The organism is Rhodococcus sp. BH5 (genome assembly GCF_027583855.1).
GTDB classification, from domain to species: Bacteria; Actinomycetota; Actinomycetes; order Mycobacteriales; family Mycobacteriaceae; genus Rhodococcus_F; species Rhodococcus_F qingshengii.
Map to the genome: position 1 here is coordinate 1 of NZ_JAJHVW010000002.1, position 16,430 is coordinate 16,430.

The window sequence follows — 16,430 nt, forward strand, 5'->3', positions numbered from 1 at the left end:
CATCGAACCATCGTCTTCCTCTCCAAGCCTGCGCTCGCAGGCGAATTCTCCTGCGTACCGGCTGCGTACTTTAGGATAAGAAACCAGTGCTGACCTGCACTATTACACGTTGAAGCGGAACTCCACCACATCGCCGTCGGCCATGACGTATTCCTTGCCCTCCATGCGGACCTTGCCGGCAGCCTTGGCCGCGGCCATGGAACCGGCCTCGACGAGGTCGTCGAAGGACACGATTTCAGCCTTGATGAAGCCGCGCTCGAAGTCGGTGTGAATGACGCCGGCAGCCTGGGGCGCGGTGTCACCCTTGTGGATCGTCCAGGCGCGAGCTTCCTTCGGACCAGCCGTCAGGTAGGTCTGCAGTCCGAGGGTGTGGAAGCCGGTGCGCGCGAGAGCGTGCAGGCCCGGCTCGGTCTGACCGATCGAGTCGAGCATTTCCTGGCGGTCTTCCTCGTCCAGCTCGAGGAGTTCCTGCTCGACCTTCGCGTCGAGGAACACGGCGTCGGCCGGAGCGACGGAAGCGCGCAGGTCCGCGATCTTCGCCTCGTCGGTGAGCACCGACTCGTCGGCGTTGAAGACGTACAGGAAGGGCTTGGTGGTGAGCAGGCTCAGTTCACGCAGCAGCGAGAAGTCGAGCTTGTCCTTGACGCTGAAGAGCGTCGTGCCCTCGTTGAGGAATGCCTGAGCCTTGAGTGCCTCGTCGTGGGCCGGCTTGAGCTCCTTGTTCTTGCGAGCTTCCTTGTCCAGACGCGGGAGAGCCTTCTCCAAGGTCTGCATGTCGGCGATCACGAGCTCGGTCTCGATGACCTCGATGTCCGAGGCCGGGTCGACCTTGCCGTCGACGTGGATGACGTCGTCGTCGGCGAAGACGCGAACTACCTGGCAGATGGCGTCCGCTTCACGGATGTTGGCCAGGAACTTGTTACCCAGGCCTGCGCCCTCGGACGCTCCCTTGACGATGCCGGCGATGTCGACGAACGACACGGTCGCGGGGAGGATGCGCTCGGAGCCGAAGATCTCGGCGAGCTTCTGCAGCCGCGGATCGGGCAGCTCGACCAGACCGACGTTGGGTTCGATGGTCGCGAACGGGTAGTTCGCTGCCAACACGTCGTTGTTGGTCAGTGCATTGAAAAGGGTGGACTTGCCGACGTTGGGCAGTCCGACGATTCCGAGGGTAAGGCTCACGGTCTGTGGATTCTACGGCCTCGCGGCGACGTGACGGGTACTCGCCCCACCGTCACGTCGCGGCAGGTGATCAGTTGTAGGTATACGAATCGACGGACGACACGATCGCAACCAGGAAGATCACGTAGAACGCGATGAACAGCACCCAGCAGATGACGGCTATCAGGAGCGAAATCTGCCCGAGCTTCTTCACCCGCTCGGACGCGTACTGCGCGCCCTGGTGATCGCCCATCGCCCACTTCGGGTAGATGTCGTGGAGATGGTTGAACGCGGCGAACGCGATAGGCCAGAAGAAGATGATCGACGCGACGGCCCATCCCGCGTTGGACTTCGGCGGACCGTACTGAGGCGCCGCGTACGTGGGAGCAGCGCTGTACTGCTGGGCTGCGCTGTACTGCTGACCGGTCGGATACTGCTGTCCGGCTGAGTACTGCGGGTCGGTTGGGTACTGCTGGCCCGTCGGATATTCCTGGCCTGCTGAATACTGCTGACCGGCTGAATACTGCTGGCCTGCCGGATACTGTTGCTCCTTCGGATCCTGCGGGTCGGTCGGATATTGCGGTTCGGTCATCATTCCCCCAAAGAGTCGGATTCGGTTCTCTATCGCAGAACCTAGTGGAGACTTGCCGCTGCCGTGTCACAGTGAGCGCCTACGCTCTCGAGGTGACTCGGATGCTGATCGTGCTCTTGATATGGATAGTGGGTCTCGGCACCGCCGCGCTCGCAATTGTCGCCTCGCCCGGATGGTGGGTGATCGCTGTCGTCACACTCGCGCTGGCGGCCATGGGCACCTACGACCTCACTCAGAAGTCCCACAGCATCCTCCGTAACTATCCGGTCCTGGGGCACGCGCGATTCCTCCTCGAGAAGATTCGACCGGAGATCCAGCAGTACTTCGTCGAATCATCCACCGATGGAATGCCATTCGATCGCGAAACGCGAGATCTGGTTTACGAGCGGGCAAAGGGAACACTGGCGGAAGAGCCCTTCGGGACCGAGCGCGACGTCAATGCGATCGGCTACGAGTTCATGACGCATTCGATTCGCGCACGGACCGCCCCCGACACCGTTCCGCGAGTTCGCCTCGGCGGACGCGATTGCACGAAGCCGTACGACATCGCTCTCCTGAACGTCTCCGCGATGAGCTTTGGGTCGTTGTCCGCCAACGCAATCGAGGCCCTCAACGCCGGCGCCGCCAAAGGCGGTTTCGCTCACGACACCGGTGAAGGCGCGATCAGTCCGTATCACCGCAAACACGGCGGCGATCTGATCTGGGAAATCGCCTCGGGATACTTCGGATGCCGGACCGAGGACGGCCGATTCGATCCTGACCGTTTTGCCGAGCGCGCAGGCTCCGACCAGGTGAAGGCCATTTCGATCAAGCTCTCGCAAGGTGCGAAACCCGGGTTGGGTGGCGTGCTTCCCGGAGTCAAGGTCTCCCCCGAAATCGCCGAAACCCGCGGGGTACCCGTCGGCCAGACTGTGATTTCGCCACCCGCGCACACCGCGTTCAGCACCCCGGTCGAACTGGTCGATTTCATCGCGACCCTGCGAAAACTGTCGGGAGGCAAGCCGGTCGGGATGAAACTGTGTGTCGGCTCGCGTCGTGAATTCCTCGGAATCTGCAAGGCGATGATCGAACGCGGCATCACGCCCGACTTCATCATCGTGGACGGTTCCGAAGGCGGCACCGGCGCAGGTCCGGTGGAGTTCGAGGACCACATGGGCATGCCGTTGACCGAGGGCCTGATGCTGGTGCACAACGCTCTGGTGGGAACTGGTTTGCGCCCTCTCGTGAAAGTCGGCGCTTCCGGAAAGGTGGCGAGCGGTTCCGACATCGTCAAACGCATCATCCAGGGCGCAGACTTCACGATGGCGGCCCGCGCAATGATGTTCGCAGTGGGCTGTATTCAGGCCCAGATGTGCCACACCAACCGCTGCCCGGTCGGCGTTGCCACTCAGGATCCGGCACGCACCCGCGCACTCGACATCCCCGACAAGAGCGAGCGCGTCTACCGATTCCAGAAGGCAACCGTCGCCAGCGCGCAACAGATGATCGCGTCGATGGGCATCGATTCCTTCGACCAACTGCAACCGGGAATGCTCAACCGCCGCGTCGACGGTCTCACCACTCGCACCTATGCCGACCTGTTCGACTGGCTGATGCCGGGCGAACTGCTCGACTCCCCGCCGCAGAGCTGGCTCACCGATTGGATCGACGCCGACGCTCACCGATTCTGACGTCGGTCGACTCCCGCGTTTCAGATCGCGCGGATTCACCCTTCTGGTCCTACAGTGACAGATGGCCCGCTGTGACGGCGGCCACACGTGCACTAGTGGACGGAGTTCGACGATGAGCTTGACGACTGCGCCGGAACCAAATGTCGAGTACCTGAAAACCGATCCTGACCTGCCACCTGTCGGCGTCATCGACAAAACACCCATCTCCACGACTGCGCGCGTCGTCTTCCTTGTTCTCGGACTGGTCGGCGCGGGCGCCTGGTACATGATTGCGATCGTCCGCGGTGAACACATCAGCGCTGTGTGGTTCGTGTTGGCCGCAATCTGTACCTATCTGATCGCCTACCGCTTCTATGCGCGGTTGATCGAACGCAAGATCGTCAAGCCTCGCGACGACGTCGCCACTCCCGCCGAGATCATGGAGAACGGCGCCGACTACATGCCGACCGACCGTCGGGTGCTGTTCGGTCACCACTTCGCGGCAATTGCCGGTGCCGGCCCCCTGGTCGGACCCGTGTTGGCCGCGCAGATGGGATATCTTCCGGGAACGATCTGGATCATCGTCGGCGTCGTGTTCGCCGGGGCGGTGCAGGACTTCATGGTCCTGTGGATCTCGTCGAAGCGCCGCGGGCGCAGCCTCGGTCAGATGGCCCGCGAAGAACTCGGCCTTGTCGGCGGCGTCGCCGCACTGATCGGCGTGTTCGTCATCATGATCATCCTCATCGCGGTGCTCGGACTTGTGGTCGTCAATGCGCTCGCCGAGTCCCCGTGGGGAGTGTTCTCGATCGCGATGACCATCCCCATCGCGCTGTTCATGGGCGTGTACCTGCGGTATCTGCGGCCGGGCAAGGTTTCCGAGGTCTCCCTGATCGGCGTCGTCCTGCTTCTCCTTGCCATCGTCTCCGGCGGATGGGTTGCCGATACCGGTTGGGGCGCAGACTGGTTCACACTCTCGAAGGTCACCATCGCGTGGCTGATGATCGCGTACGGATTCGCCGCATCGGTGCTGCCAGTCTGGCTGCTCCTGGCACCGCGCGACTACCTGTCGACGTTCATGAAGGTCGGCACCATCGCGCTGCTGGCCATCGGAATTCTGGTCGCACGACCCGCTCTGAACATGCCGGCAGTGACGCCATTCGCCTCCAACGGCGAAGGCCCGGCCTTTGCCGGTTCACTGTTCCCGTTCCTGTTCATCACAATTGCCTGTGGCGCACTCTCGGGCTTCCACGCACTGATCGCGTCCGGTACGACGCCAAAGCTGCTCGAGAAGGAAAGCCAGACCAAGATGATCGGGTACGGCGGCATGCTGACCGAATCGTTTGTCGCGATCATGGCTCTGGTCACCGCCTGCATCCTCGATCAGCACCTGTACTTCGCACTCAACGCTCCCGCGGCACTGACCGGTGGAACACCGGAAACCGCAGCCGAATACGTCAACAATCTGCCCCTCGGCACTGCCCCCATCACACCGGACGTGCTGACTCAGGCAGCCGAGGCCGTCGGCGAAGAATCGATCATCTCGCGAACCGGCGGCGCCCCGACGCTCGCGTTCGGAATGTCCGAAGTGCTCAGCGACGTCTTCGGCGGCGACTCGCTGAAATCGTTCTGGTACCACTTCGCGATCATGTTCGAGGCGCTCTTCATCCTCACCACGATCGATGCCGGCACCCGCGTCGCTCGATTCATGCTCTCCGACTCGCTCGGCAACTTCGGCGGTCCGGCAAAGAAGTTCAAGGACCCGTCGTGGCGCATCGGCGCGTGGCTGTGCTCGCTGATCGTCGTCGCTGCCTGGGGCGCGATTCTGCTCATGGGTGTCACCGATCCGCTGGGCGGAATCAACACACTCTTCCCGCTCTTCGGCATCGCCAACCAGCTACTCGCCGCGATCGCGCTGACGGTGGTCATGACGATCGTCATGAAGAAGGGCCTGTTCAAATGGGCCTGGATTCCCGGCGTGCCGCTGGTGTGGGACCTGGTCGTAACCATGACCGCGTCGTACCAGAAGATCTTCTCCGACAACCCCGCGATCGGGTACTGGGCTCAGCACAACGTGTTCAAGGACGCGAAGGCTGCCGGCGAGACGGCGCACGGTTCCGCGAAGACTCCGGAGGCCATCGATGCCGTCATTCGCAACACCTTCATCCAGGGCACGTTGTCGATCATCTTCGCGTCACTGGTGATCGTCGTGGTCATCGCCGGGATCATCGTATGTGCCAAGGCAATCCGAGCAGGCGGGCTGCCGACCACCGAGTCCCCGGAAGAACCGTCGAAAATCTTCGGACCCGCCAGCTTCATTCCGACGCCAGCGGAGAAGGAAATCCAGAAAGAATGGGACGAGCTGATCAAAGCCGGGAAAGTCCGGGCGCCCGGCGCCGCACACGGAGGTGGGCACTGACCATGACGACGGCGACCATGACGGCAAAACTCACCACAGCGTTCCGCGGAACGCTGTGGTGGGTTCGCTCGGTGATGGGTGATCTCGACTATCAGCGCTACGTCGAGCACACCCGACGCCACCACGCCGACTCACCGGTAATCAGCGAACGAGAGTTCTGGCGCCGCCGTCACGCAGCAGCCGACGCCAACCCAGGCGCCCGCTGCTGCTGAATCCGGTCAGGGGCAGGTGGCCTTCGCGAGTTCGTAAATGTGGCCGGCCTGCTCGTCGGTGGGCTTGTTGCCGTTGTTCTCGGCCAGGTCGGTGATCTTGGTCTTGACCTCCGCCTCGTCCGTGCCGTTGGCGACCTCGGTACACGTGGTCGTCAAGATCTCCTCGATGTCTGCGTCGTCGCGGTTCTCCGCCAACGGTGCGTAAGCCCCACGGAACGTGGCGACGAACAGCGCCGTCTTGCCCTGATCGATGGCGTTGCCCGCTGACTGTTTCGCCGTCTCGAGCGCCTGTTGCCCGCTCGTGACTGCCTCGCTGATCTTGTTCTGCGCGTTGTCCTGATCCTCGGTGCTACACGCGGTGAGCCCGAGAACGACGATTGCTGCTGCCCCGACTGCTGCTGCGATTCTCATGACGGAAATGTTAGTCCGATCAGCATGCTTCAAAACACAGTATTGCAGCGCAACACACGAGTTATCGCATGCAGTCGTTACGATCAGCTCAGCTAGATCACCGGATTCGCACATCGGCGAGGAGATCCCTGCGCCGACGGAAAGGACGATCAGTGAGCGAGCAAGACAAGGGGACGTCCGCAGGGGTGCGCAAGCGCGACCGCGGCGAGATCATCGGGCAAGGGGGTATGTGGCTCGCAAAATGGTCGTTGGTGTTGGCGTCGATTTCGCTGGGCGCCTGGATTTTCGGCTGGCTGATCGAAAAGCTCTGGGTCATCATCCTGCCGGTGGCTCTGGCTATCGTTGTTGCGACAGTCATGTGGCCGCCGACCCGCGGCATGATCAAGCGCGGGATGCCACCGGCCGCGGCAGCCGGCATCACCCTGGTGCTCTCGATCGGAATCCTGGCCGGTGTGATCGCCGGCATCGTTCCGTCAGTGGTCAGCCAGGCCCCCGAGCTCGCGAACAAGACCACCGAGGGCATCAACCAGGTTCAGGACTGGCTCCAGGGTCCGCCGCTGAACCTGAAGGACGACCAGATCGACAACGCCGTCCATGCCGTCATCACCAAGGTGCAGGAAAGTGGAACCGCCATCGCTTCAGGCGTTTTCAGCGGCGTGAGCACAGCGAGCTCGTTGTTGGTCACGCTCGGTTTGGTCCTGATTCTCGCTTTCTTCTTCATCAAGGACGGACCGAGGTTCATCCCCTGGCTCCACGCTGTCGGCGGCGGCCGTGCCGGTCGGCATCTCGAAGAGGTCCTCACCCGCATGTGGGACACGCTCGGCGGATTCATCAGGACACAAGCACTGGTGAGTCTGATCGACGCGGTCTTCATCGGCGCCGGACTGCTGATACTCGGGGTCCCGCTGGCACCGGTGCTGGCAATTCTCACGTTCATCGGTGGCTTCATCCCGATCGTCGGTGCCTTTGTCGCCGGCGCCCTGGCCGTGTTGGTTGCGCTGGTGGCCAACGGTCTCACCACCGCCATCATCGTGTTGATCATCATCCTGGCCGTTCAGCAGATCGAAGGAAACGTCCTTCAGCCTGTGCTGCAGAGCAAGTCGATGAAACTCCACGCCGTCATCGTGCTGCTTGCCGTGGCCGCCGGTAGCTCGCTGTACGGCATCGTCGGCGCGTTCCTCGCAGTGCCCGTCGCCGCTGTGGCAGCAGTTGTCATCCGGTACATCGGCGAGCAGATCGACGAACGCGCAAGCGACAACGAGCCGATGCCCGCCGGCGATGCGTCGGACATCCTCGAGGATCAAGACGACGACGCCGAGTCAGAGGTAGAGAACAAAAAGGCCTGATCAGCCCGCGATCACCTTCACCGAGGAGCCTGCACGTCCGCGAATGACGTGCAGGCGACTCGGGATTCGCTGCCTCATCTCGTCCACGTGACTGACGATGCCCACCACTCGTCCACCGTCGCGAAGCTCGTCCAACACAGCCATCACCGAGTCGAGGGTGTCGGCGTCGAGAGTGCCGAATCCTTCGTCGATGAACATCGTGTCGAGAACGATTCCGCCGGACTCCGCCGCAACCACATCGGCAAGTCCGAGGGCCAAAGACAATGACGCCAAGAATGATTCACCGCCCGAGAGCGTCTTCGCCGAGCGAACGACACCCGTGAAGTCGTCCCGGATGTCGAGCCCCAGACCGCCGCGGCGACCCCGAGAACCTGCCTCGTCACTGTGCACGAACTCGTATCTGCCCCCGGACATCCGCTGCAGCCGAACCGATGCCGACACGGCGATCTCTTCCAACCGCGACGCGAGCACATACGCTCGCAGCGACATCTTGCGACTGTTCTGACCTTTGCCGGCGATCACGTCGGCAAGCGCCGCGAGTTCGTCGTGCAGTTCACGCTCAGGTGCAACCGCTTCGTATGCCTTCTCGAGTTGTCCGCTGAACCGTTCGAGATCCGACACACGGTTCTCGGCCAGGGAAGCAGCTGCAACAGCCGAGTTCACCACCTCGGCGCACTGAAGAGCACGCTCGCGAGGACCGTCGACGTCGACTGTCTCGACTTCGCTCACCGCAACGACCTCGGGGTCGTCGAGGACCGTCCGAGCGGCCACCTCGAGGTCGCGTGCTTTGGCGAGTTCCGTTTCGATCGCTGCGATTCGGGCCGGCGATCTCACCCCTTCGATCGCAGCCTCGACCGAATCGAATCCAGCAGCGGCCGCCGCAGCGGCCAGTTTGGTCGACAGTTCCGCCGATCGCGCCTGCGCACGAACGGCGTCGTCACGCATCTCAGACGCCGCCGAGGCAGCGGAGGCAAGCCTTTCGAACCGCGAGCGCTGAGCAGCGATGGTCGAATCTTCTCCCACCGCAGCGACGATCGCCGCTCGAATCTGCTCGACCGTGGCCGACAGAGTCGTCGTACGCTCGGTCAGTGCCGCCAATTCGGCCGTCAGAGAAGCGGATTCCTGTTGCAGCTCGCCGTCACGCTCGTTGAGATGCCCGAGCTTGTCGGCCAACCCTCCAACCTGACCGGCAGAGTGGGTCGCCTCGTCAACGGCGTTCCGAGCCGCGGCGCGGAGCCTGTCGAGTTCTGCGACGTCGCCGTCCCCGCCGCGGGCGATCACCCGGTCGATGTCACGGTCGACGGCTACCTGGTGGTCGACTACCTTGCTCAGGGCTTTCTCGGCCGCACGCTCGGCTGCGGACGCGGCTTCCAGATCGGGCTCGGTGACCGTGACGACATCAGACTGCGCCGGCGCAGGGTGTTCACGCGAACCACACACCTGGCATGGGTCACCGGGCGCGAGTGAACTCGCCAACTCCGCAGCCATGCCCTCGATACGCTTCTGCACGAGGTCGAGCCAGCGCCCGCGAGCACTCTGATGGGCGTCGCGCGCATCCAACACCTGCACACGAATCTTCTCGGCTTGCGCACGCAGAGAGACGAATTCATGAGCCGCTGCCGCAGCATCCGATGCTTTGGCCAGTGCAGCTTCGAGGCCGGGCAGAGCCGCGTGCGCGCGTTGCGCATCCTCCAGTCGTTGGCCGGCCGAGCGCACCATTTCTGGCAGTTGAGTGCGTTCAACCGCGATGGCATCGATGCGCTCGGACAGAGCGTCTCGCCGAACTCCGAGTTTCTCGATCTCGGCTTCTGCCGCATCGGCTCTGCGGGCATCCTCCGCCATTGCGTCCAGGCGAACGATCTCGTCACGCCAGGTCCGGATCCGAGCTACGACGCGTTGACGCTCGTCGTCGGTGGGTGGCCACACCTCCGGCACGAAAATCTCCGGACCGCCCGTTGCGGAGTAGGTCGACATCGCTGCGGTCATCGATTCGAGTGCGGCAGCGAGGTGCAAGCCGGCAGCGTCCACATCGCCGGCGACAGCGGCCACCGGCAGTGCGCGCTTGGCGGTCTCGAGTTCAGCGCCGATCACAGCTCTTTGGGCGGCGCCCGTATTGAATGCTGCGAGTTCAGCGGTCGCACGATTACGGCGAGCGACCAGATCTGCGGTTCGCTGCGCAACGGTGAGCACCCGATTAGCCTCGGCTGCTGCATCTTTCGCGGTCACTAGCTCCGCAAGACTTGTATCGCGGGTGTCCTGAGCCTCGGCGAGGAGTTTGCGCGACCATTCCAGTGGGTGTGCCTCGGCGCCTACCTCGAGTCCCGCAGCTGTCTCGACCTTCGCGAGCAGCAGCCGCACGGATTGCTCCCTTGCCGCGAGCGCGGTCGCACTTGCCTTTCGCTTGGCGTCGAACCATGCCTCGACGGAGACAAAACGCTTGGTGTCGAACAGACGCTCGAGCAGTTTGCCTCGCTCGTCACTCTCGGCACGCAGGAATTTGGCGAACTCACCCTGCGGCAAGAGCACCACCTGGAAGAACTGATCAGCGCTCATGCCCATGAGGCGGTTGATCTCGTCACCGATGTCAGGGATGCGCGAAAGATTCTCGCCGCGGCCGTCCAACCACGTCAGTGTGGCCTTTGCATTCTCTGTGATCGAACCTGTCCCGCGCTTCTTCGGACGCGAATACTCTGGACTACGAACAAGTTTGATTCTGCGACCACTGATGGTCGCTTCGAGTTCCACGCGCGGCACCGAACCGGCGGGCGCGTGATCGGACAACAATCGCTTGCCCTCGTTGCGCGCACCCGGCACCCGCCCGTACAGGGCAAACGCAACCGCGTCGAGGATCGTGGTCTTGCCTGCACCGGTGTCGCCGTGCAGAAGGAACAGCCCGTCTGCACCCAATCGGTCGAAGTCGACCTCGACAGTGTCGGCAAAGGGCCCGAAAGAGCTGACTTCGAGTTTGTGCAGCCTCACGCGGTTTCACTCAGTTCTACCGTGGACTCCTCGGCGCGCGCGGCAGCGCTGAGCGCTTCGGCCATCAACGTGACCTCACGCTCGGACGGGTCACTACGCACTGCCGAGACAAAGCCGCGGGCGATCTCCATGTCGGATCGACCCCGTACCGCGTCACGGTACTTGAGATCCGATTGCCCTTCCGGCCTTTGCCATTCGAGATGAACGGCAAACGGGAAACGTGCCTGAAGTTGCCTCATGGCATCGACGGGACGGACCGGGTCGGTGAGCAATGCGGAGAGGTAGCACTGCTCGGAATCGGTGTACTTCGACTCACCGAGTAGTTCCTCGAGAGTTCCCGTCACCTGGCTCAGCCCCCGAATGACCGGGAGATCCAGGCGCTGCACCGACGACAGGCCGGCTGCGTCGAGTTCTATCAGCAGCGCCGCCTTACGGTGGCTGCGTTCACCGAACGAATACGGCAACGGTGAACCCGAGTACCGCACATTCTCCGAGAGCATCTGCGGAGAATGCAGGTGTCCGAGGGCGACGTAGTCGACGCCGTCGAACTCGCCCACTGCGACGGTCTCCACTCCGCCGACCGAGATGGAGCGTTCCGATTCAGAGGCCTCACCGCCCACGACGAAGGCATGGGCGAGCAATACCGATCGAGTCGCGGGGTCGGCAGCCGTTCGTTCGGCGAGATCTCGCCGAACACGCGACATGGCCGCTCCGAGGATGTCGGAATGAGTACGAGCCCGGGGCACGTCCAACTCGACGCGCGTGATCTCCGGCTCGAGGTACGGAATCCCGTAAAAGGCGACGGGCCCGAACTGATCGCTCAGCATCACCGGAGTACCGATCTGGCCGACGCGAGTGATCAGGTGCAAGCCGCCGGCAGCGGCAAAGGATGCCCCGGCTCCGAGCCGCACCGCGGAATCGTGATTGCCGGACGTCGCGACGATGACCGCCCCCGCAGCCCGGATTGCCTCGAAGCCTCGATTGCACACGGTGACCGCGTCGGAACTGGGAATCGAGCGGTCGTAGATGTCGCCCGGCACGACCACGACGTCGACTCCGTGTTCGCGGACGGAATCTGCGATGGAACCGAGCACACTCGCCTGATCGGCCAGCAGATCGACGCCGTGAAAGGTGCGACCTATATGCCAATCGGAGGTGTGCAGAATCTTCATGAATCCGACGGTAGAGCAGCCCACCGACACCGCCGATCTCCCACGCTGACGGCTTCGGCGGTGTGCCCCAACCCACGAGAGTCCGGTGACCCTGCACACAATCCGTCCGGTTCGTTTGGCGAAGAACCCGAAACCATCGCGCCATCGCGTCGATAAATGCGCCAGCCACGACCCGCACAAACACGGCCGACAACGCAAGAACCGCTAATGTCGTTATGTGTCTGCAACCCAACGTGCTCGCTCCGGGGTACCGCTGGACAAGCGATCGCTCATCGTGACCGTCCCCGGCCTGCCCTGGTGGGGAGTGATCCTGCTTGCTGCCGGTGTGACCGCCGTCGGCGTACTGATCGATGCCACCGGAGGCGGCGGAGAGCTCACCGCGGTGTTCTCGACGTTCTACTTCCTGGGCTGTCTCTTTGCTGTGGTTGCCGCTTCGAACAAAGCACTCTTCACCGCGATGGCCCAGCCGCCGTTGCTGCTCTTCGCTGCGGTGCCGATCGGGCACACGCTCATCGGCAAGGACAACAGCACCGCGCTGCGCGATATCGCGATCAACATCGCGTACCCGTTGGTCAACCGCTTTCCGATCATGTTGGCCGCAACCGTGGTCGTGCTGATCATCGGTGGCTTCCGGTACTTCCTGCTCAATCAGCGTCCCACCGGGCCTGCCCGCTCGACCCGCTCCCGCCGCTCGGCGGCCACCACTCGTGACTCCTCTGCGGCTGCCACGCGAGAACAACCCGCACCCGAGACCGGGCGTCGACGCAGAGTCTCGGACGCGCCCGTCCCCGGGCCGCCGCGTCGCCGCGCCCCCGAGGTGGACGAGCAGCCCGCCTACCGAAGCACCCCCAGGCGCGAGCCGATCCAGGACGAGCGTCCGCTGCCGCCTCGGAGAAGCCCTCAGCCACCCAGGGTCGATCGCACGCACCAACCGCCTACGCGTCGCCCCCAGCCCGACAGTCGGCCCGTGGCAGACGACGACTACCCGTCGTACGGTCGCCGCCGGGCGCCCGAGCCCACTCCGTCGCCCAGACGTGAGGAGCGGATGGAGCCCTTCTTCGCTTCGGGTGACGACGTATCGCCGCCGCTGCCCCCTCGCCGCCGCCCACCCGGAGTCGATCTTCCCGCGTATCCGCCGCCGCGAGTTCGGTACCGCGATCGCGAAGAGCCCTGAACAGACGCGCCCGGTAGCACAAAAATGCGGGGCACCTTCCAGATGGAAGGTGCCCCGCATTTTCTTGTTTCAGGACGTGCGCGCTGCTCGCAATTCACGGGGAAGGGCGAACACCAGAGTCTCGTTGGCAGTGGTGACGGGTTGAACGTCGTTGTATCCGTGCTCGGCAAGAAGTTCGATCACGCCGCGCACGAGCACCTCGGGTACCGATGCGCCTGACGTGATGCCGACTGTCTGGACACCCTCGAGCCACGCGAGATCGACCTCACGGGCGTAGTCGACCAGGTACGACGCGGCAGCGCCCGCCCCGAGCGCGACCTCGACCAGGCGAACCGAGTTGGACGAGTTCCGCGAACCCACCACGATCACGAGATCGCACTCGGGAGCCATCGCCTTGACCGCGACCTGACGGTTCTGCGTGGCGTAGCAGATGTCGTCGGACGGCGGGTCCTGCAGATTGGGGAAGCGCTCACGCAGGCGCGCGACGGTCTGCATCGTCTCGTCGACGCTCAGCGTGGTCTGGGAAAGCCAGATGACCTTCGACTCGTCACGAACCGTGACCGCGTCGACCGAATCCGGGCCGTCGACGATGGTGACGTGATCGGGAGCCTCACCTGCGGTGCCCTCGACCTCCTCGTGGCCTTCGTGGCCGATGAGCAGAATGTCGTAGTCGTCGCGGGCGAATCGCTTCGCTTCCTGGTGCACCTTCGTGACCAGGGGGCACGTCGCGTCGATCGTGCGCAGGTTCCGCTCGGCAGCCGAGTCGTGGACGGCCGGCGACACACCGTGCGCCGAGAACACGAGCAACGATCCCTCGGGAACCTCGTCGGTTTCGTCGACGAAGATCACGCCTTGATCTTCGAGCGTCTCGACGACGTGGCGATTGTGGACGATCTCCTTACGCACGTAGATGGGTGCGCCGTGCTTCTCGAGGGCCTTCTCGACGGTCTCGACCGCGCGGTCGACGCCGGCGCAGTAGCCGCGAGGCTCGGCGAGGAGCACGCGCTTGGCGCTGCCCTTGCGGGTGGACGGCGAATCAGCCGAGTGCGCGATACCGAGATTGAGAGGAACAGCCGAAGACATGTGACCAGCCTACTGGCACCTCGAACGTGAGACACTCCGGCAAACGTGAACACCTCGGTTTCGGGCTCCGATCGAAGGTTCCGAAGTAAACGAGTACAGCCGTCACAGGCAAGTCGGCTACCGATTGTCGGAGCTTTGCGGCAAGCTGTGGGAATGATCCGACCACCGTTCGTGGCGCGCGTTGCCGCGGGACTCGCCGTCACCGCGATGGAAGAGGCAAAGAAGTTGCCCACCACCGCCGTCGCCCTGCCGATGACCGCCGTGAGCCAGATGCTGCAGACAAGCATGCGCGTGCAGCAGTCGATCACCTCGCTGGCCATCAAGGGCGATCAGGCATTTGCACTGATCAACTGGTCTTCCGAGGACGAACAGCCCGAGTGGGCGGTCTTCGACGAAGACGTCGATGCGCCTGCTGACCCGACGCCTTCCACCGGATCGACCACCGCTGACACCCCGACCAACGCCGGTCGCTTCGCGCTCTACTCGCTCGAGCCGACTGCCCCCATCGAGGAACCCGCACCCGTCGCCGAGTCCGAATCCACGGCAGCTACGACGGACGGACCTGCCGAAGAGCCCGAGATCGTCACCGAACTCGACTACCCCAACCTCACACTCGCACAGCTCCGTGCGCGCATCCGGACGCTCAGCATCGACGAGCTGACCGCAGTCCTGGACTACGAGAATGCGACGCTCGCTCGCGCACCGTTCCAGACCATGCTCACTAACCGCATCACCACAGCCAAGGCAAAGTGACTTCCGCAACGCCCCCCGCTTCATCGCAGCGATCGTCCGGCGCCAGTAGCGCTGAGCAGCCGTGGCCGGTCCGCACGGTTTCCGCCAAGGTCGCCGGCTGGATCGATCGGCTCGGCAGTATCTGGGTCGAAGGTCAGATCACCCAGATCAATGCACGACCCGGCACCCGAACGGCCTTTCTCGTCCTGCGTGATCCGTCGGCAGACATGTCGCTGTCGATCACGTGCTCACCGCAGTTGTTGCACAACTCCCCGGTGCCGTTGACCGAGGGCTCGCGAGTCGTGATGTTCGGCAAGCTCTCGTTCTACACCGGACGCGGAACGGTGTCGTTGCGTGTCACCGAGATTCGCGCCGTGGGTATCGGTGAGCTGCTTGCCCGCATCGAGAGACTGCGCGCCTTGCTCGCCGCCGAGGGCTTGTTCGATCCGCGGCTCAAACGGCCGCTTCCGTTTCTGCCCGGCACGATCGGCCTGATCACGGGCCGAGCCAGTGCGGCCGAGAAGGATGTCGTCTCAGTCGCCCATCGTCGTTGGCCAGCAGTTGCCATCGCAGTGCGTAACACCGCGGTTCAGGGTCCGACTGCTGTTCCCCAGATCATCGAAGCGCTGAAGGAACTCGACGCCAACCCGGTAGTCGACGTCATCATCCTCGCTCGCGGCGGCGGAAGCGTCGAGGATCTCCTGCCGTTTTCCGACGAAGCGCTGTGCCGCGCCATCGTGGCCTGCACGACGCCGATCGTCAGTGCCATCGGACACGAGCCGGACAGCCCGCTCAGTGACCACGTCGCCGACCTGCGCGCAGCCACACCCACGGACGCGGCCAAGCGCGTCGTACCCGACGCGGTTGCGGAAGCTGCCCTGGTTGCGGATCTGCGTGACCGCAGCGCTGCGGCACTGCGCAGCTGGGTCAAGCGTGAGTCTCATCTGATCGAACAGTTGCGCACTCGACCGGTCATGGCATCACCGCTGCTCGCGGTGGACCGTCGCGCCGAGGAGGTCGAAAGGCTCCAAGCCGACGGGCGACGCGATGTGACTCGGTTGATCGACACCGAGTCCCGAACGATCGAGCATCTGCGCGCCCGACTCACCACGCTGGGCCCCGCCGCGACGCTGGCCCGCGGGTACGCAGTCGTGCAACGTGTTGTCGCCGATGGCGATCCGGAGGTTCTGCGCTCGGTCGAGGACGCGCCACCCGGTACCCAGATTCGAGTTCGACTTGCAGACGGCGCCGTTCGCGCCGCAGTGATGGGAAGAGAAAAATGAGCAACGCCACCGACACCGACATCAACGAACTCGGCTACGAAGCAGCCCGGGACGAACTGGTGAGCGTCGTGAAGATTCTCGAACAGGGCGGTCTGGACCTCGACGCGTCACTCTCACTGTGGGAGCGAGGCGAAGCGTTGGCCAAGCGCTGTGAAGAGCACTTGGCCGGCGCGAGGGCCCGCGTCGAAAAGGCTCTGGCCGAAGCGGACGAGTAACGTCC

The 16,430-nt window shown here is 63.7% G+C and carries 14 protein-coding genes; 8 read left to right on the forward strand and 6 right to left on the reverse strand.

The genetic code is table 11. From position 1 onward, the window contains the following. Positions 1-102: 102 nt before the first annotated feature. The gene (gene ychF, locus RhoBH5_RS06280) at positions 103-1,182 is read right to left on the reverse strand and encodes a redox-regulated ATPase YchF (RefSeq protein ID WP_058037238.1); all 1,080 of its coding nucleotides are present in this window, start codon (positions 1,180-1,182) and stop codon (positions 103-105) included. Positions 1,183-1,252: 70 nt separating this feature from the next. Then, entirely contained in the window at positions 1,253-1,756 is a 504-nt protein-coding gene (locus RhoBH5_RS06285; protein WP_030536246.1) for a CD225/dispanin family protein, read from the reverse strand. 89 nt (positions 1,757-1,845) lie between these two features. Here RhoBH5_RS06285 and RhoBH5_RS06290 point away from each other — a divergent pair, with 89 nt between their 5' ends. The 3 genes from RhoBH5_RS06290 to RhoBH5_RS06300 all read left to right on the forward strand — a co-directional run bounded on the left by RhoBH5_RS06290 (position 1,846) and on the right by RhoBH5_RS06300 (position 6,030). Continuing rightward, a complete protein-coding gene (locus RhoBH5_RS06290; RefSeq protein WP_037132028.1) occupies positions 1,846-3,423 on the forward strand; it encodes an FMN-binding glutamate synthase family protein in 1,578 nt (525 codons plus the stop codon). A gap of 112 nt (positions 3,424-3,535) precedes the next feature. Further along, complete coding sequence (locus RhoBH5_RS06295) at positions 3,536-5,818, forward strand: carbon starvation CstA family protein (protein WP_007726338.1); 2,283 nt, start codon at positions 3,536-3,538, stop codon at positions 5,816-5,818. Positions 5,819-5,820: 2 nt separating this feature from the next. Next, positions 5,821-6,030, forward strand: coding sequence for a YbdD/YjiX family protein (locus tag RhoBH5_RS06300; protein WP_003945213.1), 210 nt, complete (start codon positions 5,821-5,823; stop codon positions 6,028-6,030). Positions 6,031-6,036: 6 nt separating this feature from the next. Here the strand turns inward: RhoBH5_RS06300 and RhoBH5_RS06305 are convergent, their stop codons facing one another. Then, positions 6,037-6,441, reverse strand: coding sequence for a hypothetical protein (locus RhoBH5_RS06305; RefSeq protein WP_003945253.1), 405 nt, complete (start codon positions 6,439-6,441; stop codon positions 6,037-6,039). 152 nt (positions 6,442-6,593) lie between these two features. On the opposite strand from RhoBH5_RS06305, the gene RhoBH5_RS06310 reads away from it, so the two are divergent. Then, complete coding sequence (locus RhoBH5_RS06310) at positions 6,594-7,787, forward strand: AI-2E family transporter (protein WP_003945249.1); 1,194 nt, start codon at positions 6,594-6,596, stop codon at positions 7,785-7,787. On the opposite strand, the gene RhoBH5_RS06315 is transcribed toward RhoBH5_RS06310, so the two are convergent. Both RhoBH5_RS06315 and RhoBH5_RS06320 read right to left on the reverse strand, forming a co-directional pair. Then, positions 7,788-10,766, reverse strand: a complete 2,979-nt coding sequence (locus RhoBH5_RS06315; RefSeq protein ID WP_270008073.1) for an AAA family ATPase — start codon at positions 10,764-10,766, stop codon at positions 7,788-7,790. It lies immediately after the preceding gene. Beyond that, positions 10,763-11,938 (reverse strand): exonuclease SbcCD subunit D, encoded by a 1,176-nt coding sequence (locus RhoBH5_RS06320; RefSeq protein WP_270008074.1) that lies wholly within the window; start codon positions 11,936-11,938, stop codon positions 10,763-10,765. Before RhoBH5_RS06320 ends, RhoBH5_RS06315 begins: the two co-directional genes overlap by 4 nt. Before the next feature lie 217 nt (positions 11,939-12,155). Between RhoBH5_RS06320 and RhoBH5_RS06325 the strand changes: the two genes are divergently transcribed. Beyond that, positions 12,156-13,112, forward strand: coding sequence for a DUF6542 domain-containing protein (locus tag RhoBH5_RS06325; RefSeq protein ID WP_042448843.1), 957 nt, complete (start codon positions 12,156-12,158; stop codon positions 13,110-13,112). Between the two features lie 69 nt (positions 13,113-13,181). Here RhoBH5_RS06325 and RhoBH5_RS06330 read toward each other — a convergent pair whose 3' ends face one another. Further along, positions 13,182-14,195: a 4-hydroxy-3-methylbut-2-enyl diphosphate reductase gene (locus RhoBH5_RS06330; protein WP_003945273.1), complete on the reverse strand. Its 1,014-nt coding sequence runs from the start codon at positions 14,193-14,195 to the stop codon at positions 13,182-13,184. Between the two features lie 153 nt (positions 14,196-14,348). Here RhoBH5_RS06330 and RhoBH5_RS06335 point away from each other — a divergent pair, with 153 nt between their 5' ends. The 3 genes from RhoBH5_RS06335 to RhoBH5_RS06345 are packed head-to-tail and all read left to right on the forward strand — an operon-like array spanning position 14,349 to position 16,425. After that, complete coding sequence (locus tag RhoBH5_RS06335) at positions 14,349-14,948, forward strand: lipid droplet-associated protein (RefSeq protein WP_030536251.1); 600 nt, start codon at positions 14,349-14,351, stop codon at positions 14,946-14,948. Beyond that, positions 14,945-16,210, forward strand: a complete 1,266-nt coding sequence (gene xseA, locus RhoBH5_RS06340; protein ID WP_075833940.1) for an exodeoxyribonuclease VII large subunit — start codon at positions 14,945-14,947, stop codon at positions 16,208-16,210. The genes RhoBH5_RS06335 and xseA overlap by 4 nt, the downstream gene beginning before the upstream one ends. Continuing rightward, entirely contained in the window at positions 16,207-16,425 is a 219-nt protein-coding gene (locus RhoBH5_RS06345; protein ID WP_003945276.1) for an exodeoxyribonuclease VII small subunit, read from the forward strand. The genes xseA and RhoBH5_RS06345 overlap by 4 nt, the downstream gene beginning before the upstream one ends. The last annotated feature ends 5 nt before the right edge of the window (positions 16,426-16,430 follow it).